This is a genomic window from Modestobacter roseus, assembly GCF_007994135.1.
GTDB classification, from domain to species: domain Bacteria; phylum Actinomycetota; class Actinomycetes; order Mycobacteriales; family Geodermatophilaceae; genus Modestobacter; species Modestobacter roseus.
Window position 1 is genome coordinate 1,477,437 of record NZ_VLKF01000001.1, and the last position, 20,337, is coordinate 1,497,773.

The 20,337-nt window shown below is 75.5% G+C and carries 22 protein-coding genes and 1 riboswitch; of the genes, 9 read left to right on the forward strand and 13 right to left on the reverse strand.

The genetic code is table 11. From position 1 onward, the window contains the following. Positions 1–67: 67 nt before the first annotated feature. Positions 68–388, forward strand: coding sequence for a putative quinol monooxygenase (locus JD78_RS07045; RefSeq protein WP_153360915.1), 321 nt, complete (start codon positions 68–70; stop codon positions 386–388). Between the two features lie 2 nt (positions 389–390). Here the strand turns inward: JD78_RS07045 and JD78_RS21690 are convergent, their stop codons facing one another. From JD78_RS21690 to JD78_RS21700, 6 genes are all read right to left on the reverse strand, one after another. Then, positions 391–1,020, reverse strand: a complete 630-nt coding sequence (locus tag JD78_RS21690) for a HEAT repeat domain-containing protein (protein WP_208104018.1) — start codon at positions 1,018–1,020, stop codon at positions 391–393. Beyond that, entirely contained in the window at positions 1,014–1,421 is a 408-nt protein-coding gene (locus JD78_RS21695; RefSeq protein ID WP_208104019.1) for a MerR family transcriptional regulator, read from the reverse strand. The genes JD78_RS21690 and JD78_RS21695 overlap by 7 nt, the downstream gene beginning before the upstream one ends. Beyond that, on the reverse strand, positions 1,415–2,098 hold the full coding sequence (locus tag JD78_RS07055; RefSeq protein ID WP_166521047.1) for a HEAT repeat domain-containing protein: 684 nt from the start codon (positions 2,096–2,098) through the stop codon (positions 1,415–1,417). Before JD78_RS07055 ends, JD78_RS21695 begins: the two co-directional genes overlap by 7 nt. A 96-nt stretch (positions 2,099–2,194) precedes the next feature. After that, positions 2,195–3,106, reverse strand: coding sequence for a diacylglycerol/lipid kinase family protein (locus JD78_RS07060; RefSeq protein ID WP_228395208.1), 912 nt, complete (start codon positions 3,104–3,106; stop codon positions 2,195–2,197). Between the two features lie 127 nt (positions 3,107–3,233). Continuing rightward, positions 3,234–4,142 (reverse strand): NAD-dependent epimerase/dehydratase family protein, encoded by a 909-nt coding sequence (locus tag JD78_RS07065; protein WP_153360912.1) that lies wholly within the window; start codon positions 4,140–4,142, stop codon positions 3,234–3,236. 138 nt (positions 4,143–4,280) lie between these two features. Then, positions 4,281–5,084, reverse strand: coding sequence for a LysM peptidoglycan-binding domain-containing protein (locus JD78_RS21700; RefSeq protein ID WP_194290484.1), 804 nt, complete (start codon positions 5,082–5,084; stop codon positions 4,281–4,283). 106 nt (positions 5,085–5,190) lie between these two features. Next, positions 5,191–5,287: riboswitch (cyclic di-AMP (ydaO/yuaA leader) on the reverse strand. A gap of 473 nt (positions 5,288–5,760) precedes the next feature. On the opposite strand from JD78_RS21700, the gene JD78_RS07075 reads away from it, so the two are divergent. Beyond that, positions 5,761–6,135, forward strand: a complete 375-nt coding sequence (locus JD78_RS07075; protein ID WP_166521048.1) for an ester cyclase — start codon at positions 5,761–5,763, stop codon at positions 6,133–6,135. Between the two features lie 27 nt (positions 6,136–6,162). On the opposite strand, the gene JD78_RS07080 is transcribed toward JD78_RS07075, so the two are convergent. The 3 genes from JD78_RS07080 to JD78_RS07090 all read right to left on the reverse strand — a co-directional run bounded on the left by JD78_RS07080 (position 6,163) and on the right by JD78_RS07090 (position 9,988). Beyond that, entirely contained in the window at positions 6,163–7,548 is a 1,386-nt protein-coding gene (locus JD78_RS07080) for an MFS transporter (RefSeq protein ID WP_153360909.1), read from the reverse strand. Between the two features lie 132 nt (positions 7,549–7,680). After that, positions 7,681–7,836 carry a hypothetical protein gene (locus tag JD78_RS07085; protein WP_153360908.1) on the reverse strand — a complete coding sequence of 52 codons (156 nt, stop codon included), beginning with the start codon at positions 7,834–7,836 and terminating at the stop codon, positions 7,681–7,683. A gap of 16 nt (positions 7,837–7,852) precedes the next feature. Beyond that, positions 7,853–9,988: an MMPL family transporter gene (locus JD78_RS07090; protein WP_228395207.1), complete on the reverse strand. Its 2,136-nt coding sequence runs from the start codon at positions 9,986–9,988 to the stop codon at positions 7,853–7,855. An 84-nt stretch (positions 9,989–10,072) separates the two neighbouring features. Between JD78_RS07090 and JD78_RS07095 the strand changes: the two genes are divergently transcribed. Then, positions 10,073–10,540: a MarR family winged helix-turn-helix transcriptional regulator gene (locus JD78_RS07095; RefSeq protein ID WP_153360907.1), complete on the forward strand. Its 468-nt coding sequence runs from the start codon at positions 10,073–10,075 to the stop codon at positions 10,538–10,540. 66 nt (positions 10,541–10,606) lie between these two features. After that, positions 10,607–11,452 (forward strand): CmcJ/NvfI family oxidoreductase, encoded by an 846-nt coding sequence (locus JD78_RS07100; protein ID WP_153360906.1) that lies wholly within the window; start codon positions 10,607–10,609, stop codon positions 11,450–11,452. 10 nt (positions 11,453–11,462) lie between these two features. Here the strand turns inward: JD78_RS07100 and JD78_RS07105 are convergent, their stop codons facing one another. Beyond that, positions 11,463–12,947, reverse strand: a complete 1,485-nt coding sequence (locus JD78_RS07105; protein ID WP_153360905.1) for an FAD-dependent oxidoreductase — start codon at positions 12,945–12,947, stop codon at positions 11,463–11,465. Positions 12,948–13,171: 224 nt separating this feature from the next. Between JD78_RS07105 and JD78_RS07110 the strand changes: the two genes are divergently transcribed. Beyond that, positions 13,172–13,849 (forward strand): DUF998 domain-containing protein, encoded by a 678-nt coding sequence (locus JD78_RS07110; protein ID WP_153360904.1) that lies wholly within the window; start codon positions 13,172–13,174, stop codon positions 13,847–13,849. A gap of 40 nt (positions 13,850–13,889) precedes the next feature. Here the strand turns inward: JD78_RS07110 and JD78_RS07115 are convergent, their stop codons facing one another. After that, a complete protein-coding gene (locus JD78_RS07115) occupies positions 13,890–14,237 on the reverse strand; it encodes an STAS domain-containing protein (RefSeq protein WP_153360903.1) in 348 nt (115 codons plus the stop codon). An 81-nt stretch (positions 14,238–14,318) separates the two neighbouring features. On the opposite strand from JD78_RS07115, the gene JD78_RS22855 reads away from it, so the two are divergent. Next, on the forward strand, positions 14,319–14,645 hold the full coding sequence (locus tag JD78_RS22855; RefSeq protein ID WP_153360902.1) for a LuxR C-terminal-related transcriptional regulator: 327 nt from the start codon (positions 14,319–14,321) through the stop codon (positions 14,643–14,645). Positions 14,646–15,113: 468 nt separating this feature from the next. Then, entirely contained in the window at positions 15,114–15,905 is a 792-nt protein-coding gene (gene heR, locus JD78_RS07125) for a heliorhodopsin HeR (RefSeq protein WP_153360901.1), read from the forward strand. Between the two features lie 51 nt (positions 15,906–15,956). On the opposite strand, the gene JD78_RS07130 is transcribed toward heR, so the two are convergent. Further along, the gene (locus JD78_RS07130; protein ID WP_153360900.1) at positions 15,957–16,796 is read right to left on the reverse strand and encodes a bacteriorhodopsin; all 840 of its coding nucleotides are present in this window, start codon (positions 16,794–16,796) and stop codon (positions 15,957–15,959) included. 208 nt (positions 16,797–17,004) lie between these two features. Between JD78_RS07130 and JD78_RS07135 the strand changes: the two genes are divergently transcribed. Together JD78_RS07135 and JD78_RS07140 are read left to right on the forward strand one after the other, a co-directional pair. Continuing rightward, the gene (locus JD78_RS07135) at positions 17,005–17,478 is read left to right on the forward strand and encodes a universal stress protein (protein ID WP_153360899.1); all 474 of its coding nucleotides are present in this window, start codon (positions 17,005–17,007) and stop codon (positions 17,476–17,478) included. Between the two features lie 42 nt (positions 17,479–17,520). Then, positions 17,521–17,838 (forward strand): hypothetical protein, encoded by a 318-nt coding sequence (locus JD78_RS07140; protein ID WP_153360898.1) that lies wholly within the window; start codon positions 17,521–17,523, stop codon positions 17,836–17,838. A 64-nt stretch (positions 17,839–17,902) separates the two neighbouring features. Here the strand turns inward: JD78_RS07140 and JD78_RS07145 are convergent, their stop codons facing one another. Continuing rightward, entirely contained in the window at positions 17,903–20,332 is a 2,430-nt protein-coding gene (locus JD78_RS07145; RefSeq protein WP_208104021.1) for an HAD-IC family P-type ATPase, read from the reverse strand. Between the last annotated feature and the right edge of the window lie 5 nt (positions 20,333–20,337).

The window sequence follows — 20,337 nt, forward strand, 5'->3', positions numbered from 1 at the left end:
AGACACCTCGTAACGTGATGCCCGTCACTCTGCTGTCGATGCCGTCCGAGCGCCTGGAGGAACCCCTGTGCCCACCCCCACCGACGACCGCCGCGACCTCCTCACCGTGATCGCGTCCATGCGGGCCGCGCCCGGCAAGCGGGACGAGCTCCGGGCGGCCCTCGAGGCGCTCGTCGAGCCGACCAGCCGGGAGCAGGGGTACGTCAACTACGACCTGCACCAGGGGGTCGAGGACCCGGACGCGTTCTTCTTCTACGAGAACTGGGAGTCCGGGCAGGACCTGGACGCCCACCTCGCGGCGGAGCACCTGACGGCGTTCGCTGCCCGGATCCCCGAGCTGCTCGACGAGGCCGGGCTGACGGTGAACCGCGTGCGGCGGATCGCCTGACCTCAGGCGGTCCCGTCGGCGGCGGCGCGCTCGTCGAGGACCCCGACGAACGCCGAGGCGACGAGGGCGACCGTGCGGTCGTCGTCCTGGGCCAGCCGCCGCAGCACCTCCTGGCCGGTGGTCCCCGCCAGCTCCACCAGCGCCTGGGCCAGCCGGATCCGCACCGCGCCGTCGGCCGGCGCAGCGGCGAGCTCGTCGACCAGCGCCGCCAGGATCCGGTCCGCGCACCCGGGGTCCTCCGACAGCGCTCCGAGCACCTCCGCGGCGGCCACGTCGTCGGCTCCCTCGACCACCATGCCGACCAGGGTCGGCACGACACTGGTCATGCCCTGCCGGCCCAGCGCGAGGGCCGCGTGCCGGCGCACCGTCCCGTCCGGGTCGTCGAGGGCCGCGACGAGCACCTCCGTGGCCCCCGGCGCCGTCTCGCCCAACTCGGCGATCGCCACCACCGCCCGCCGCCGGACGTCGACGTCGGCCGAGCGCGCCCCGGCCGCCAGCGTCGCCAGGCCCTCGCCCCCCGCGCGGGCCAGTGCCCAGCGCAGGGCGCCCGCGACGTGCGGGTCGGCCTCCGCCAGGACGGAACCGGCCAGCACCTCCGCGGGGATCGGCCCGTCCTCCGGCTGGGTCAGCACGGCCTGCTGCCGGCGTGCCGCGCTGCCCGAGGAGAGCCCCTGGAGCAGGTCGACGACCCGCAGGACCCCGGCCAGTCCTCGGGCGCCGACGCGTCGATCGCACGCAGCCGGTCGAGCAGTTCCCGTTCCCGCTCCAGGCGCTCCTCCGTCCACCGGATGAGGTCGCCGACCAGGGCAGACGGCGTCATGGCCGGGTCGTCCAGCGCGCGGGCCACCTGCCGGAGCGACAGGCCCAGGGACCGCAGGCTCTCCACCCGGAAGATCCGCCGGATGTCCTCGGCCGAGTACTCGCGGTAGCCACCCACGGTGCGGCCGGTCGGGCGCACCAGCCCGAGGGCGTCGTAGTGCCGCAGCATCCGGGCGCTCACCCCGGACCGACGGGCCACCTCACCGATCAGCACCGTCCGGCCTCCGTCGCCTCGACCGCCGCGGCCCGTTCCGGGCCGAGTGCGACGAGCCGCTTCGCCTCGTCGACCGCGGCGTCGAAGCCGGCCTCCGGGTCGTGCCGGAGCCGGTCCGTGGCCCGGGCGTGCGTGGCGACCATCGGGTCCGGGCACCGCGCAGCCTCCGCCAACGCGGTCTCCGCGGCGTCGCCGAGCTCGACCAGGGCCCGGCTGAGGCTGCGCTGCACCTCCCGGTCGCCCCGGCCCAGCTGGGTGACCAGCTCCTCGGCCAGCCCCCGCTCCGCGCCGTCGGGCGCCAGCGCGACGGCGACCCGCCACGCGGTCCGGGCCACCTCGTCGTCCGGGTCGCGCAGCAGGTCGCCGGTGATCCAGGGCCAGGCGCGCCCGTCACCGATCTTGGACAGCGAGTGCAGGGCCTGGGCGCGGGCCCGGGCGTCCTCGGCGGCCAGTTCGCGGCGGATCCGGGGCAGCGTGACCTCCGCCGGGAGTCGGGTGAGCGCCCAGGACAGCATGTCCCGCACGAAGAAGTCCGGCTCGACCGCGCACCGCTGCACCAACGTCTCCAGCAGGTCGCGGTCGGGGCGGGTGCCGGCCGCCAGGGCTGCCCGCAGCCGCACCGAGGCGTTCTCGGCGCGCAGCGCGGCGTGCAGCGTCGTGCCGTCCGTCGTGTCCATGGGGTCCACCTCCGGCACCCAGCGGACACCGTGACACGGTGTCAGGGTCAAGCCGACGCGCGCGGGGTCCGGGGGCGCTGCGCCCCGCCGCGTGGCTCAGCGCGGCACGAGCACCGACCAGGCGTGCGGCTGCACCCGCCACAGCCGGGACCCGACGGCCTCCTCGAGCTCGCCGTCGGCCACGAGGTCGACCGGGCCGCCCGTGACGGCCACCTCACGGCCCCGGACGACGAGGACGTCGTCGCGCTCGACGTGCCGCCCCTCACGCAGCGCCGCGGCGAAGGCCGCGCGCGCCAGCGGCCCGGTCGCGACGGAGACGACGACGTCGACGAGCCCGTCGTCGAGGCGGGCTCCCGGGGCGATCGGTGTCGCACCGCCGATGGTGGGGCCGTTGCAGACGGCCGCCATCAGGACCGGCGTCTCCCCGTCGGCCGCCCATCCGGCGGCCCCGTGCCCGGCGACCCGGCCGTCGACCTCCACGCGCAGGCACCAGCCGTCCGTGCTCACGCCGGCGACGAGCGCCCCCACCGGGTAGGCGACCTTGCCCAGCCGCTCCTTCAGACCCGCCGCCTCGGCCGACGCCCGGGCCCCGGCACCCCCGTGGACGGCGTTGACCACCACGCCCCCGTCGTCGTCGCGCACGAGGTCCAGCCGCCGCGGGATGCCGTCGAGCACGACCGCGGCGCTCCGCGCCGGGTCGAGGGGCAGGTCCAGGGCCTGGCCGAGGTCGTTGCCGGTCCCGAGCGGGATGATCCCCACCGGGTCCTCCGGGTCCAGGCCGCCGGCGGCGTCCAGCGCAGCGACCGCGGCGTGGACGGACCCGTCGCCGCCGACGACCACGAGCCGCCGGCCCTCCCGGTCGGACACCGCCCGCCGGAGCTCGTCGGCGGACGCCGTCGCGGCCACGGTCACGTCGGCACCCGAGCGGAGCGCGGTCAGCACCGTCTGCACCGAGTCGTCGTCGGTGGTCCCGGCGGCACCGTTCACCACGACCAGCAGCCGCTGCACTCGCGCACCCCGTTCCCCCGCGGTGGCGGGTGAGTCGACAAGAAACCGTCCCCCACCCTGCACCATCACCCGCCCCGGCCGCCGCACCCGCGGCGGGACGGTGGGTGACGGCGGCAGCCCGGGACCCTCAGGACCCCGCCGCCAGCCCCCGTCGCAGCTCGTCCAGGGCCTGCGTGAGCCCCACCCGCGGCGTCCAGCCCCAGGCCCGCGCACGGTCGGCGCGCAGCTGCCCGGTCCAGACCGGCTCGTCGGTCCACTCCGGCGCCACGCCCAGCGCATCGGTCACCGTGCCCAGGTAGTCCCGCCACGTCGCGGGCTCCGCGGCGACGACGACCGGTGTCGTGCGCCCGGCCGCGGGTCCCCGCTCCGGGTCGTCGGCGGTGGCGACGGCGCCGGTGGCGACGTCGGCGAGGAAGGCGGCGAGGTCGTCGACGTGCACCCAGGCCCAGGTCTTCGCCGGGTTCGCCCGCCGCTCGCCGTCGTGGACAGCCCGGGGCCGCAGCGTGTTCCAGACCGACGTCTCCCCCGCCCCAACGATCGCCGGCGGGCGGACCAGCACGGTGGTGAGCCCGCCGACCTCGGCCAGTGCGGCATCGGTGGCGTTCTTGGTGTCCGGGTAGTCGCCGCTGCCCTCGGGCAGCAGGGGTCCGTCCTCGGCCAGGTCCCCGACACCGGCCGACCGGTCGTAGACCCCGGCGGTGGACACGTGCACCAGCCGGGCGACGCCGGCGTCGCGGGCGGCCCGGGCGATCACCGGCGTGCCCTCGACGCCGACCCGGTGCTGCACCTCCCGGGGGGAACCCATCGGGTGGACCGTGGTGACGACGGCGTCGGCACCCTGCACCACCGTCCGGGCGAAGGCCTCGTCGGCGAAGTCGCCGACGTGCTCGGTGACCCCGTCGCCGTCCGGGGCGCTGCCCGGGCGCCGGACGACGGCCCGCACCCGCGCCGCCCGTTCGACCAGCGCCCGGCACACCGCGCTGCCCACCAGTCCGTTCGCACCGGTCACCACCACGACGGGAGAGGGAGGGGTCACGCCGTCCACCCTGCCAGCGACCGCACGGCGCCGCGCGGCAGGCGACGCAGGACCACCGCCGGCGGCGTCCCCGCCCGGGGACGACCGGGCGGGGACGCCGTTCGACGAACAGACCTCAGGGGCCCGCTCCGGCCGGCGTCAGCCGGGCAGGAACGACACGTGCGGGTGGTCCATGTGGTTGGCGGTGGGCGACCCACGGTCGGCCATCGCCTGCCACGTGCCGGTGCGGACCTGGTAGATCCGCTGCTGCCAGATCACGTACTCGACGCGGAACCGGGCGGCGTTGTCGATGACGTACTGGGCGACGGCGTCGCCCTTGGCCCGGTCGGTGTGCACCATGAAGTCGGCCGCGAGGTCCTCGGTCGGGCTGTGGCCGGGCCGGGTGACGACCGATCCGACCCCGAACCGCTCGGCGACCTCCTGGACGGCGGGACGGACGTGCGGAGCCCACACGTCGTAGGCACCGGCGGCGGCAGCGGGCGCGGCCCGCTCCGCGCTCCGGCTGGCCGCCCGCTCGGCGACCCGGGGAGCGGCAGCAGCGGGGGCGGGCACGCCGCCGAGGGTGAGCCGCTGACCGACGCGCAGGGTGTTCGGGTCGGCCCCGACGACCCCCCGGTTGAGGGCGTGCAGCTGCTGCCACGTGGTGCCGTGGGCAGCCGCGATCCTGCCGAGCGTGTCGCCCGCGCGGACGACGTACTCCCCGGAGGCCGTGGTGGCGGGAGCCGTGGTCGCGGGCGCCGCGGTGGCACCACCGATGGTGAGCACCTGACCCACGCGCAGCCGGTTCGGGTCGCTGAGGACGCCGCCGTTCTCCGCGTAGATGGTCTGCCACGTGGTGCCGTGCGCCGCCGCCAGGCGGCTGAGGGTGTCGCCGGGAGCGACCGTGTGCTCCGCGGCGTGCGCCGGGGCGGCCACCGCGAGCGGGACCGAAGCTGCGGCCACGACCGCCAGGGCGGGACGGGCCAGAGACGCCACGGTGGGGCGCCGGGTGGGACGGCGGTGCCGTCCCCGGTGTCGCTGTGTCATGGGGATGTGCCTCTCACCGCCTGCGGAGTTAGCTGTCGGGTTCGGGCGAGAGCTGCCCGGCCGCGCATGCGGCTTCACCCCAGGGCCCGAGGGCCCGGTCCTGCGTGTGGGTCCCCCGCGCCTGCCCGTCGTGTCGCTGGTCCGGTGGCGGTGGGCAGGTTCGGCGGTCCGCCAGCCGGGCCCACCGCAGTCGGTGGACGGGCGCACGGTAGGCAGACGGCCACGGGCGGGGGCAATTCCGCCGGGGCCGTCCACCGGGCTCCGGACCGCCCGGATCGGGGGTGTCGGCGGTGCGCCGGCACCCCGCCTCGGACACCGCTGGACGGTCAGGTGTCCGGCGCCTGGCCAGCGCGTTCCGCCGATCTCGGCCGGTGTCCTCCCGGACCGGTCGGCCCCCGCCGGACGGCCGTCCAGCTGCTGAGTTGGTTGTACCCTGAACTCACTCGCGGTCGGGGTGTCGTGACCGTCTGCAGTCGACCGCGCCAGCGCGCCCCGGCGCCGGCAGCCACCGGCCCCCGGGCCCGACGCCATGCCCACCGCCGGTGGCCCACGCGCAGCGGCCGACGCGCTCGCGGCCCTAGGCTGCCGCATCGTGGACCAGCAGGCACTGACCTCGATCGTCCATCGCTACTGGGACGGGCTGTGGAACCGCCGCGATCTCACGGTGATCGACGAGCTCATCGCCGAGCCCTACGTGCGGCACTCCTCCGCCGGGACCCGGTCGCTCACCCGGGCCCAGTTCACCCGGGAGGTCCGCGACTCCTGGCAGCTGCTGCACGACCCCGCGACCACCGTCGACGACCAGGTGACGGCGGAGGACCGGGTCTGGACGCGGGCCACCACCACCGGCCTGAACCTGGACACCGGCCAGACCTCGGTGGTCACCTGGCTGGTGGTGCACCGGGTCGCCGACGGCCGGATCGCCGAGTCCTGGAGCGCCACCCTGCCCGGCGTCGACTGGCGCTGACCGTCCCCGCCACGCGGGGCTCCTCGGTCAGCCCAGGTCGCGCAGCCGCTGCGCGCCGGCCATCCGACGCCGGCTGACCACCGCGTACAGCGCGACGAACGCGAGCACGCCGACCCCCATGCCGAGCAGCGTCCAGCGCAGCCCGATGGCGTCGGCGAGCAGGCCCAGCGGGAGGGCGGCGATGCCGAACGCGCCGAAGCTGAGCATGATCAGCCCCTGCACCCGCCCGTGGTACTCCAGGTCCGAGAGGGCGATGAGCTGCGACTGGTTGGTGGTCTGGAAGGCGAGCATCGACGCGCCCACGGCGAGGAGCACGACCACGGCGACGGCGGCGTTGGGTGCGATCGCCAGCGCGCAGATGGCGATGCCGAAGACCGCGCCGGAGGCCACCAGCACCCGGGTCTGCCGGACCCACGAGCTGCGCCGCCCCAGCAGCAGCCCCGCCGCCACCCCGCCCACCGCGGACGTCGCCGCCAGGACCCCGTAACCGACCGAGCCGAGGCCGAACAGGTCGCTGGAGATGGTCGGCATGAAGGCCAGGTACGGCAGGCCCATCATGGCCACGCCGATGCCGCACCACACCAGGGCGCTCAGCTCGGGGTGCCGCCGGACGTAGCGCACCCCGTCGGCGAGCTCGCCGAGCGGTGACCGGCCGGAGGCCTCGCCCTGCCGCCGCCCGGCGGGCAGGGCGGCGGTGAGGAGGACCCCGACGGCGGCCAGCACCGCGCTGGACAGGAAGACCGCCTCGACGCCCCAGGTGACCGCGCCGATGACCACCCCGGCCAGCGCCGGGCCGACCACCCGGTTCACCTCGGCGTTCACCAGCAGCAGCGAGACCGCCTGCGGCACCGAGCCACGCGGCACCAGCTCGCTCAGGAAGGCCATCCGGGCCGGGTTGAACAGCGCGAACCCCACGGCCTGGAGCACGCCGGCGCCGAGCAGCATCCAGTAGGCGATGACGTCGAGGACGACCGCCAGCCCGATCCAGGCGCTGGACACGGCCAGCAGCAGGACCGAGACCTGCAGCACCAGCCGCTTGGGCAGCCGGTCCGCGGCGACGCCACCCCACGGCGTGGCCACCAGCAGCGCCACCCCGAACGCCAGCAGCACCCCGCCCAGCGCGGCGTTGGACCCGGTGAGCTCGAAGGCCAGCCAGCTGCGGGCGATCGCCTGGGCCATGACGCCGAGGAAGACCGCGGCGGCGTTGAGGTAGAGGACGAGGAAGCCGCCGATGCGGAGCAGCGCCATCGCGCCGAGAGCCGACGGGGCCTCCGGCGTCGCGGGGGGCACCGTGCCGGGAACCGGGACCGCGGGTACCGGCACCTCGGGCGCCGGCACCTGTCCCGCGGCGGCCGGCGACGGTGCGGGCCCGTCGCGCTCCGCGTCGACGTCCTGGACGGCTTCCCCGCTCATGGCTCCCCTCGACCGGCCTCCGCACGGGTCACCGGGCCGGCCGGCACGGCCTCCCGATCGGACGGCGGCACCTGCGACCCTGCCACACCCGGCGCACGACGCAACCAAGCGCAGCCGACCCCGGCCGGCCGGTCAGTGCCGGAGCGCCGCCACCAGCCCCGTCCTGCGGTCACTGGGCGGCACCCCCAGCTCGGCGGCGAGGACGGCCCGGAACTGCTCGAACGCCCGCAGCACCTCATCGACGGTGCCCTCCGCCACGTGCACGCGGCCCACGAGAGCCAGCGACACCGCGCTCCCGGCCGGGTCAGGTGCGGCTGGGCTCCCGCACCCGGTCTGGCTCGGCGACCTGCCCCCGCCCCAGAGCGCTCGGCCACCAGACCCGGTCGCCGAGCAGGTGGACGGCCGCGGGCACGAGCAGCGAGCGGACGACGAAGGTGTCGATCAGCACGCCGACCCCGACCAGGAACCCGAGCTGGATCAGGATGACCAGCGGGAGCACGGTGAGCGCCCCGAAGGTGGCGGCCAGGACGAGCCCGGCGCTGGTGATGACCCCGCCGGTCACGGTCAGGGCCCGGGTCATGCCCGCCCCCGTCCCCTGCTGCAGCGACTCCTCGCGGGCGCGGGTCATCAGGAAGATGCTGTAGTCGATCCCCAGCGCGACGAGGAACACGAACCCGATCAGCAGCACCTGCGGATCGCTGCCCGGGAAGCCGAACAGGTGCTCGAACGCCAGCGCGGCCAGGCCGACCGTGGCGGCGGTGCTCAGCGCCACCGACGCGACCAGCAGCAACGGTGCGACGACCGCCCGCAGCAGCAACGCGAGCACGACGGTGATCACCAGCAGCACCAGGGGCACGATCACCGCGAGGTCGCGGGCGGCGGTCTCCTGGGTGTCCAGGTCCTGCGCGGTCGCACCCCCGACGAGGGTGCCGGGGTCGACCTCGCGCAGCGCCGTCCGCAGCTCCGCGACGGTGGCCTGCGCGGCGGCGCTGTCGGGGGCGTCGGCGAGGGTGGCGTCCAATCGCACCAGCCCGTCGACCTCCACCGGTCCGCCGCCTCCGGCTCCGGGGGCACCTGCCTCGCCGGTGAACGGGACGACCTCGGCCACGCCGTCCACGGCCGCGGCGGCGTCCGCGACGTCCTCCCACCCCCCGGCCGGGGTCAGGATGCTGGCCGGGCTGGGTGCGCCCGCCTCGTAGTGCCGGGCCAGGGCCTCCTGCCCCGCCGCGGACGGCGAGCCGCCGCGCACCGCCTCGGACAGCGGGATGCCCTCGTCGTCGAAGGTGGGCAGGAAGACGGCGAGGGTGGACAACCCCACCAGGGTCCAGACCAGCGCGCGGGCCGGACGGCGGCCGACCGCGGTGGCCACCCGGTCCCAGCCACGCCCCTCGCGCCGCTCGTCGCCGTAGTGCGGCCGGAACGGCCAGAACGCCGCCCGCCCGAACAGGACGAGGACGGCCGGCAGGAAGGTGAGCGCCGCGAGCACGGCGAAGGCGATGCTCACCGCGGAGATCGGCCCGAGGCCGCGGTTGGAGCCGAGGTCGGAGAAGAGCAGGCACAGCACGCCCAGGATCACCGTGCCGCCGCTGGCCACGATCGGCTCCCACGACTGCCGCCACGCCACCCGCATCGCGGCGAAGCGCGACTGCTCGCGCCGCAGCTCCTCGCGGTAGCGGGCCACCAGCAGCAGCCCGTAGTCGGTGGCCGCGCCGACGACGAGGATCGAGGCGATGCCCTGGCTCTGCCCGTTCACGTCGATCCAGCCCCGGTCGGCGAGGAGGTAGGCGACCGCGAGGGAGACCACCAGCGCCATGCCCGCGGTGCCGATGACCAGCAGCGGGAGCAGCGGGCTCCGGTAGACCACCAGGAGGATGAGCAGCACGACGCCGAACGCCGCGACCAGCAGCAGCCCGTCGATGCCGGAGAACCCGTCGGCGAAGTCGGCGAAGACCGCCCCCGGCCCGGTGACGTAGGCGGTGGTGCCCTCGACCGCGGGGAGGTCGCGCAGCTCGGCGATGACCTCGCCGAGCGTGTCGCCCAGGTCGGGGTCGAAGGGGAGGACCGCCTGGACGGCCTGGCCGTCGTCGGCCGGGATCGGCGGGGACGCCTCGCCGGACAGGGCACCCGCCTCGTCGGCCACCGCGACCGCGTCGTCGACCCGCTGGGCCACCTCGGCAAGCGTCGCCTCGTCGAGGGCGCCGTCCTGGCTCTCCCACAGCAGCACCACCGGCAGGGTGCGCTCGCTGCGGAAGCCCTGCTGCAGCTCGGTGACGCGGGTGGACTCCGCGCTGTCGGGCAGGAACGCGGCCGAGTCGTTCTCCGAGACCTCGGCGAGCCGGCCGGCGGAGGACCCCAGCGGGCCGGCGAGCCCGAGCCAGAGCAGGGCGACCAGCGCCGGCAGCAGCCAGCGGAGCACGGTGGTGCGGCGGCGGGGCATCATGATCCGGCGACGTCCTGTTCTCTCGGTCTTCGAGAGAAAACACCTTACGGTGAACACCGTCGCCACGGCGAGAGGAGGTGACGAGTGACCGGCGAGCCGGCCCACACCCCACTGGACATCGGACTCCTGCTCCGCCGCCTCACCGTGGAGCTCGACGCCGTCGGCGGGCGCTTCGCCTCGACGCACGGGCTGAACCGGACCGACGTCCGCGCGCTCGTCGCGATCATGGACGCGGCCCGCAGCGGGCGGCCGATGACCGCCGGCCGGCTGGGTGAGGCGGTGGAGCTCGCCTCGGCGTCGACCACCGCGCTGCTGGACCGGCTGGAGCGGGTGGGACACCTGCGCCGGGTCCGCGACCCGGAGGACGGTCGCCGGGTGGTGCTGGAGATGTCGGAGTCGGCCATGTCCGCGGGCGCCGAGCACTTCGGCGGGCTGCAGCGCGACCTGGCCGCGGCGATGGCGGGCTACACCGACGAGGAGCTGGCGCTCGTCGCCCGGTTCCTGCAGGACGTGATCGAGGTGGCCGGCCGGCACGCGCACGGCACCGACTGACCTCTCTCCCGCGGCCCGCGCCCTCGCCGTGGCGGACCGGCGGCCCCGGGTGCACGATCGACCGCGATGACCGAGATCGAGCAGCCGGGTGTACGGGCGGAGCTGAGCTTCCTGGACCGGGGATCCCGCGTGCTGCGGCAGTTCATCTCCCCGGCCGGCCGGGCGGCCACCGCGGGCACCGAGCCGCACCCGGTGACCGTCCACGACGGCCGCCCGGTCCAGCGCTCCTTCGCCCTCGACGAGCACGGGTTCGCCGTCGTCGACCACCGCAGCGCGGTCACCGACTTCACCGACCGCGCCCAGCTGGAGGACGTGTACGTCCCCGAGGTCTGCCACCTCGTGCAGCAGCAGCTGGGCGCCGACCACGTCCTCTCCCGGGGGTGGGAGCTGCGCCGCTCGGTCGACCCCGCCCAGCACGGCGCGCAGCCGCCGGCCAGCGGAGTGCACGTCGACTACGCCCCGGACCACGTCCCCGGGATGGTGGCCCGGGCGTACGCCCGGCACGTCCCCGACGGCCCCGCGTTCCGGCGGGCCGTGGTCACCAGCACCTGGCGGGTGTTCAGCCCGCCGCCGCAGGACTGGCCGCTGGCGCTGTGCGACTCCCGGACCGTCGCCGCCGACGACGGCGCGGCGGTGGCCACCTACTTCGTCGACGAGCTGCCGGCCGACCCGTTCGGCCCGGTCGACCACCTCACGCCGGTGGGCAGCAGCTGGAAGACCCGCCACTCCCCCGCCCAGCAGTGGTGGTGGTTCCCCGGCATGACCCGGGACGAGGTGCTGCTGATCAAGCTGGGCGACACCGACCCGGGTGCGGCCGGGCCCGCGCCGCACACCGCGTTCCCCGACCCCGCCGCGGTCGGTGCCGCGCCGCGGCACAGCATCGAGTTCCGCACCTTCGCCTACTTCTGCTGACCTCCGCCGGTCACCCCACGATGGCCGGCTCGGTCGCCGGGCGCAGGTGCGCCCCCTGCCGCAGCAGCTCCCGCTGCACCCGCCCGACGTCGACCGCCGCGGCCGTCGTCCCCGTCTGCACGGCCAGCGCGGCGGCGACGCCGGCGGCCTGCCCGGTCATCCAGCACTGCGGGATCTCCCGCATGAACGCCTGGGTGGCGGGGTCGCTCGCGACGTGCCGGCCGGCGGCGAGCACGTTGTCCAGGTCGCGCGCGACGAGCGCCCCGTAGGGCACCGAGATGTTGGCGTACTTCTGCGACGGCGACGGGGAGACGCCGACCTCGTCGGGGTGGACGACACCGTCCATCCACTCGGCCCGGCTCATCCGGTGCAACCCGATCAGCCGCCGGGTGTGCCGGATGCCCAGCTGGGGCGCCGAGAGCATCAGCCACGCCCGCTCGAACCCCGGTGCGTGCGCGCGGAAGAACTCCAGGTGCGCCAGCATCCGCCGCCGCGACTCCAGCTCGACCGCGGTCAGGTCGGCGACCGCCAGCCCGCTGTAGCCGGACAGCCGGGGGCCCAGGAACACCGCGACGTCGTCCCGCCAGCCCACGAAGGGCCGCTCGACGTAGCCCAGCTCCGCCCGGGCGGAGGCCATCAGCGCCGAGTGCCCGGCCGGGTCGGACCGGCGGAACTCCAGCCAGCGGCCGAAGTCGACCCCCGCCCACATCCAGCTGGTGTTCAGGCAGTGCGCCACCGGGCTCTCGGCACTGTCGACGTCGGACTCGAAGGGCACGTCGGCGCCCGCGACGACGTCGAGGTCACCGGTGGTGTCGACGACCACCTTCGCGGTGATCGCGCGCCGCCCCTCCTTGCTCTCGAACAGCACCCCGGTCACGGTCCGCCCCTCCCGGAGGGTGCCGACCACCCAGGAGTGCAGCACCAGGCCCACGCCCTCGGCGTGCACCAGCTCGGCGGAGACGGTCTTGAGCCACTCGGGGTCGATCATCGGCGACCAGGTCACGGTCTCCCGGGCGGCGCCGAGCCGCTCCTGCCAGTACGCGACGTGCGCCGGGTCCGTCGAGCCCCACAGCTCGCGCGGCGCGCCGGCGACGGCCTCGGCCGGGAGGCGGTCGAGGATCTCGCCGGCGAACCCGGAGATGACCGGGAAGCCCGTCCAGTCGGTCATCCGGTCGATCCAGATGACCAGCCCACCGGTGGAGAGGCCACCGAGGTGGTTGTAGCGCTCGACGAGGATCACCCGGGCCCCGGCCCGGCGGGCGGCGATCGCCGCGGCGCAGCCCGCCGGACCACCCCCGACGACGAGGACGTCGGTCTCGGCGTACACCGGCGTCTCCCGGGCGGGCTCGTGCACCGAGCCCAGCCCGCCACTGCCCGACCCCGTCCCGCCCGGTTCCCCGGGACGCAGCTCGCCGTCGGTCGTGTAGCCCTCCTCCCGACCGGGGTGCCACTCCCCCGCGTCGCCGTGCTCGTCCTGCGCGCTGTCGACCGTCATGCGTCCTCGCCTCGTCGCTGAGCTCCGGACCCTCCACACTCGTCGCCGCGTCCACGGTGCGCCAGCGCACTTCCACCGGGTGGCCGGTCCGCCGGGTCCGGTGCCGTCCCCCGGGGCACGGGACGACGAGGACGTCGGACCCGCGGGGAGGGGCCCTCCTGCCGCGGTCGGCGTGCCCGGGCACCGGTCAGGCTCGACGGGCCCGGAGCCGGTGGAGGAGAGCCATGACGACCGACCGCACCCGCACACCCGAGCAGACGCCGCCGCGCACGCGGGCGCGGACCGCCGCCGGGATGCTGCTGCTGGCCGCCGGTGCCGGCGTGCTGCTGGCGATCGTGACCGCCGAGGCGCTCTACCCCGCGGACTACCGCAGCAGCATCAACACCGTCAGCGACCTCGCCGCCATGCGACCGACGGACGTCGTCCGCCAGCCGTCGGCCGCGATCTTCAACGCCGCGATGATCACCGCCGGCCTGGCCATCGGGACGGCGACCGCGCTGCTGTCCCGGGCCGGTGCCCGGCTGTCCGCGGTCCTCCCGTTGGGCGCACTGTCCGTGGGGATGGTCGGGGTGGGCCTCTTCCCGGGCAACACGATCATGGCCGTCCACCAGCTGGTGGCACTGCTGGCCTTCCTGGGGGGCGGGGTGGCAGCGATGCGGACCGCCGGCCTGGTGGCCCGTCCGCTGCGCCCGGTCCTGGTCCTGCTGGGCGCCGTGGCCCTGGCCTTCCTGCTCGGCTACGAGCTGTTCGGTGGGTTCACGGTGTTCGAGGCGCTGGGTGAGGGGGGAGTCGAACGTTGGATCGTGTACCCCGTCGCCCTGGCACTGGTCGTGCTGGGCACGGGGCTGGCCGCGGCACCGCCCCCTCCCACCGCACGCCCCGGAGCAGCTGCGGACCGGTGACCCGGCGGCCGGGCGCCGGGACGGTCCCGTGCGACGGCCTTCACACGGTCACGGTGGTGACCCGGTCCAGGGCCGTCCGGCGGAGCACGGCGACCAGCTGCCGCGGCGAGCCGGCGCAGATCAGGTCCACCCCCTGCCGGCGGGCCTGCCGGTGCACGCGCAGCAGCACACCCACCCCTGCGGCCGCACCCACCCCTGCGGCGTCGAAACGCTGCACCGCGTCGAGGCTCAACCGGAGCCGCTCCGGGACGGCGAGCAGCGCCTCCTCGACCACCGCCCGGATCTCCGCGGTCCGCGCCGCGACGAGATCCGGCCCGAGCGCGACGTCCACCACCGCCGGCCGCACGTCGCCCGCCGACCTGGTCGCCCCGGCCCCGTCCGGGACCACGCGGGCAGCCGGCGCGTCGACCCCGGAGTCCGGTGCCGGACACCCGGTCCCGGCAGGTGACGACCACGTCGGCACGCCGGCGTGCCACCGTCGGCGGGACCCGGAAGGGGCGGTGGCCCCCGGACGCAGCCGACCCTCACCCCCCAGGAGCTGGAGCTGCTCCGTGACCTGCCCGCCCAGTTGACGATGGAGGACATCGCCGCCCGTCACCAGCTGTCGGTCAACACCGTGACGACGCACGTCCGGGCCATCTACCGCACGCTCGACGCTCGGAGCCGCCGGGCGGCCGTCGCGTCCGCACGGCGGCGCGGCCTGCTTCGAGGCCACAGGCCACGCCCCGATCCGCGGCGGACCGCGGTCCGGGCGGCGCGCTCACCGGCCCGCTGCGGCGTGGCAGGAGGGTCATGACGAGCCCGGTCACCGACCGGGACCCGCCTAGGCTCACCCGCGCACCGAACACGGCTCGGACGGCCGGCAGGCCGACGTCGTCGCTCCCGACGCGCACCAGCCAGAGCAGCAGACCGCCCCGACCAGCCGCCGTCCTCGCCTCCCGCACCCGCCACCGGACCCGGCGCGTCACCGCCACCACGAGCTCGAGGACGACCTCGAGCGGCACCGCGGTGAGCACCGGGAGGTCGAGCACCACGACGTCGACCAAGAGGTCCACGATCGCGGCGTTCGCCCACGCTCCCCGCACCAGCGGTCCCGGGGGCGTCCGACCCGGTGGCGGGTCGGTGCGCAGCTCCGGGTGTCGGCCCCCGCGCAGGCCGCGGGGACCGGTCCACGGGCGAGGATCGCGCTACCGTTCGGCGCACGCGCCGGCGCCGGGTGCCGTATCGGCGGCCACCCGGCCGCCCTGCTCCTCAGGAGGTCGCCGTGAACCGCAGCACCGACGGCGCGCCCATCCCGGTCGCGACGGGCGTGGACGACGCCCGGCTGGCCGGCCTGCGCCGCTGGAACCTGGCGCTCACCGTGCTGCACGCCGCCCAGGCCATCGCGGTGCTGCTGCTCGCCAGCAGCTTCGCGATCACCGTGACGTCGTCCTTCCCGGCCGGCCCGCCCGGCACGGCGGTCCCGGCGCCGGAACCGCTGGTCGACGTCGGCGTGGGAGCGGCGATCGCGGTCTTCCTCGGGCTGGCGGCTCTCGACCACCTGCTGACGGGCGCGGTGCTGCGCCGGCGGTACGAGGAGGACCTGCGCGGGGGGATCAACCGCTTCCGCTGGCTGGAGTACTCGCTCAGCTCGACGGTCATGGTGCTGCTGATATGCGCCTACACCGGCATCACCGGGCTGAGCGCGCTGATCGGCATCGCCGGCGCCAACGTCGCGATGATCCTCTTCGGCTGGTTGCAGGAGCAGGCCAACCCGCCCGGCCGCGCACGGACGACGATGCTGCCCTTCTGGTTCGGCTGCGTGGCCGGGGTCGCGCCGTGGGTGGCGATCACCGCAACCATCGTCGGCGCGGAGCAGATCCCGGGCTTCGTCTACGGGATCTTCGTGTCGCTGTTCGTCTTCTTCGCGAGCTTCGCGGTCAACCAGTGGCTGCAGTACCGGGAGGTCGGCCCGTGGCGCAGCTACGCGTTCGGCGAGCAGGCCTACCTCGTGCTGAGCCTGGTCGCCAAGAGCGCGCTCGCCTGGCAGGTGTTCGCCGGCTCGCTGGCCACCTGACCCGGTGCCGCCGGCCGCACCGCGGCGGCCGACGGCACCGGGTCCGCCGGCTCAGGCGGCCCGGCCGGGGGCCGCGACGTCGGTGATGCCCCCGCGGGGCTGGGTGACGTCGGCCGCGAGCGCCTCCTCGTGGTGCTCGTGCTTGCTGACCTTCTGGGCGATGACCGCCAGCAGGATCCCGTAGACGACCTTGGAGACGATGTCGGCCACGGTGTAGGTGATCTGCCGGGCGACCACGCCGTCGGCGGAGTCCCAGATCGCCGGCATGAGGTAAGCGCCGGGGTAGAGCATCCAGGAGCCCAGCAGCAGCCACCAGACCGCCTTGACCAGCGGACGGACCTCCGCGGGCATGCGGCCTACGTTGCCGTACACGGTGCGGTACACCAGCGCCAGGATCACCAGGAAGAAGACCGTGCTGATGGAGCCCCAGACCCAGAACGGCGCACTGCGCTCCACCTCGTGGAACTGGCCGACGTAGCCGGTGTAGATCATCCCGAGCCCGGCGACGGTGAAGACGATCCAGCCGCGGCGGAACGCCGCACCGGTCACCCCGAACACGATCAGCATCTGCAGCAGCAGCACCGGGACGTCGATCGACCAGTTCATGTACCGGTAGCCGTTGGAGAACAGCGTGCCGGCCTGGACGAAGGCCTCGCCGTCCCAGCGGAAGGCGCTGTCCCAGCGCTGGGAGATGACCAGCAGCTCCAGGAACGCCGACAGCATGACGACGCCGGACAGGGTGGAGGACAGCCGGTACCGGGGCAGCGAGTTCCGGCTGGTCAGGACGAAGTACACCAGCCCGGCGGCCATCGCGGCGTAGCCGAGGGTGAACACGTGGGACACGATCGTGTACTGGGAGAAGTCGTAGGTGAAGGTGTTCTCGACGTTCACGTCGCCTCCGATCGAGAGCTGGTCGGGGCCTCTGCTCGACCACCGCCCTGGTCTCTCTTCTCCCGCCCGACGCGCGGTGGATGCACCGACCCGTGCCCTCGGGTCAGGTCGGGACCAGGTCCCACGGCGGGCGGAGGCGAAAGGCCCTGCCCGGGAGCCCGCCCGGGACCGACAGTGGAGTTGCAATCAGCAACCACATGGAGGACCCGTGAGCAGCACCGCCGGACGCAGCCCGGATATCGTCGTCGCCGTGGACGGGTCGCCGTCCGCGCAGGAGGCCCTGCGCTGGGCCGTGGGCCAGGCCGAGGCCACCGGCGGCGAGCTGCACGCGGTCACGGCGTGGCACCAGCCGGAGACCTACGGCTGGGGCGTCGTCGTCGACGGCGTCGACTGGGCGGAGAACGGTCGGGCGGTGCTCGACCAGGCGCTGGCGGCGACGCTCGACCCGGCCGCGGCCGCCGCGGTGCACCGGCACGTCGTCGAGGGCCACGCCGTGCAGGTGCTGCTGGACGCGGCCGCGGACGCGGATCTGCTGGTCGTCGGCAGCCGCGGGCACGGCGGGTTCACCGGCATGCTGCTGGGCTCGGTGAGCCAGCACCTGGTGGCCCACTCCCCCTGCCCAGTCGTCGTCGTCCGGGCCGGCCGCCGCGACGCCGAGACGCAGCCGGCCACGGCCGGCTGACCGCCACCCCCGCCCCCCCTGGACGAGACAGCAGGGACACCCGTGGACACCCCCCGCCCCCAGCACCTCGCCGCGCATGAACTGGACCGCCCGGTCGCAGACATCGCCGGCCTGATCATCGACGACCTGACCTGGCACGAACGGCCGATCCCGGCCGCCGCCGAGCCCTACCTCCACACCATGCTCGGGTTGTCCACCAGCGACCTCCGCGACCGGTACGGGCACGCGCGCGTCGCCGACGTCGTCCGCGGCGCGCTGGACGCCCTCGACGGCTGGACGAGCCCGACGGCCGTGCACGTCCGGCACGAGCTGCGGGCGGCGCTGCTGGCCGCGGACGAGACCACCCCCCACCGGACCTGACCGCCCGACGCCGGGTTGGCGCAGCGATCGGGGCCAGCACCGCACCGGTGCGGGCCCCGACCGCTCAGCGCGCGGACGTGGACGGCAGGCGGTGGACGACCTCGACCAGCAGCGCGCCGGCCGCCCCGACCGCCAGTCCGACGACCAGCGACGGCGCGGTCACCTCGAGCAGGACGATGGACTCCGCGACCGCCGGCACGCCGACGGCCACGACCGCGAGCCCGCCCATCGCGACCAGCAGGCCGACCTTCGCGGCGGTGAGCGGACGGGCCAGGACACCCAGCGTCCACAACGCCATGACCAGCACCGCGACGGTCGCCGTCGTGCGCGCGCCCGCCGTGCCGGCATCGGGCACCAGCCAGCGGCTGAGCGCGTAGCCGGCGTAGGCCGCGGCACCGATCAGCACACCGGTGGGCAGGGAGAAGGCCAGCACCCGGCGGAGGAACCCGGGCAGGTAACGCCGCCGGTTCGGCGCCAGCGCCAGGAAGAAGCCGGGCACCCCGATCGTCAGGGTCGAGATCAGGGTCAGCTGGATCGGCGCGAGCGGGTAGGCGCCCAGGGTCACCACGGTGATCAGCGCCAGCACGAGCGAGTACACGTTCTTGACCAGGAACAGGCTCGCCGCCCGCTCGATGTTGGCGATCACCCGCCGTCCCTCGGCCACCGCCTCCGGCAGGTGCGCGAACCGGCCGTCCAGCAGCACCAGCTGCGCCACGGCGCGGGTGGCCGGTGACCCGTTCCCCATCGCCACCCCGATGTCGGCGTCCTTCAGCGCGAGCGCGTCGTTGACGCCGTCCCCGGTCATCGCGACCACGTGCCCGCGCCGCTGCAGGGCGGCCACCATGGCCCGCTTCTGGTGCGGCGTCACCCGGCCGAAGACGCTGCGCTCCTCCATGACCTGGGCCAGCTCGTCGGCGTCGTCGGGCAGCGTGCGCGCGTCGACGGCGTCGCCCGCGCCGGCCACGCCCGGGACGCCGACCGCGGCCGCCACGGCCCCGACGGTCCTCGGGTTGTCCCCGGAGATCACCGTGAGCGCCACGCCCTGGTCGGTGAAGTACCGGAGCACCTCCGCGGCGTCCTCCCGCAGGTGCTCCGCCAGCACCACCAGCGCGACGGGCACCAGGTCCGGCGGGAGGACCGGCTCCTCGCCGTGCACCGTCCAGGGCGCGGCCGACCGGGCGAGCAGCAGCACCCGCCGCCCCTGGGCCGCCAGGTCGTCGGCCCGGCTCCTCGCCGCCGCCTCGGTGACGGAGTCCGCGGCGGGCAGCACCATCTCCGGCGCCCCCAGCACCCACGACACCGCGTCCGGCGTCCGCACGGCGGACCACTTGCGGGCGGAGGAGAACGGCACGACGTCCAGCGGTCCCGGCCCGGACGTCGGGAAGGCGGTGCCGAGCGCGGCGGCGGTGGCGTTCGCCGGGTCGGCGGCGGCCAGCACCCCGAGGGCCGCGGGTGCCTCGCCGGCAGCGGGGGTGAGCGGGATCAGCTCGTCGACGCGCACGTCCCCGTGGGTGAGCGTGCCGGTCTTGTCCAGGCAGACGACGTCCACCCGGGCCAGCCCCTCGACGGCCGGCAGCTCCTGCACCAGCGTGGCGCGGCGGGCGAGGGACACCGTGGCGACCCCGAAGGCCAGCGTGGTGAGCAGCACGAGCCCCTCGGGGACCATGCCGACCAGGGCGGCGACCGTGCCGGTCACGGCATCCTGCCAGCTGTCGTTGTCCGGCGTGCGGAACTGGCTCCACAGCACGGCCGGGCCGACGACGAGCAGGGTGAGCGAGATCCAGCGCAGCAGCCGGTCGGTCGCGGACACCAGCTCGGAGTGGGTGGTGGTGAAGCGGCGGGCCTCGGTGGCCAGCCGGGCGGCGTAGGAGTCGTCGCCGACCGCGGTCGTCTGCGCCAGCCCACGCCCGGCGACGACGATCGACCCGGACATGACCGGGTCGCCGGCCGCCTTGACCACCGGCTCGGACTCCCCGGTGAGCAGCGACTCGTCGACCGTCAGCCCGGTGCAGTCACGGACCACGCCGTCGGCCGGCACCTGGTCGCCGGCACGCAACGCGAGCAGGTCGTCGAGCACCACCTCGGCCACCGGGAGCTCCCGCTCGGCACCGTCGCGCAGCACCCGGGCACGCGGGGCGTTGAGCACCGCCAGCCGGTCCAGCGTCCGCTTCGCCCGCAGCTCCTGGACGATGCCGACCGCCGCGTTCGCGACGACGACGCCACCGAACAGCGCGTTCTGCCACCGGCCGGTCAGGGCCACGAGCACGAACAACGCGACGAGCAGACCGTTGAAGAAGGTGAGGACGTTGGCCCGGACGATCTCGCCGATCGTCCGGCTCGTCCGCACCGTGGTGGCGTTGGTCTGCCCGGCGGCCACCCGCGTGGCGACGTCGCCGGCGCGGAGGCCGGTGTCCGGTGTCCTGGGTCGCTCCGGCGGGCCGCCGGGCTCCTGCACGTCGATGGCACCCCGGCTGGTCGACCGCACCGCACCCACCCGGT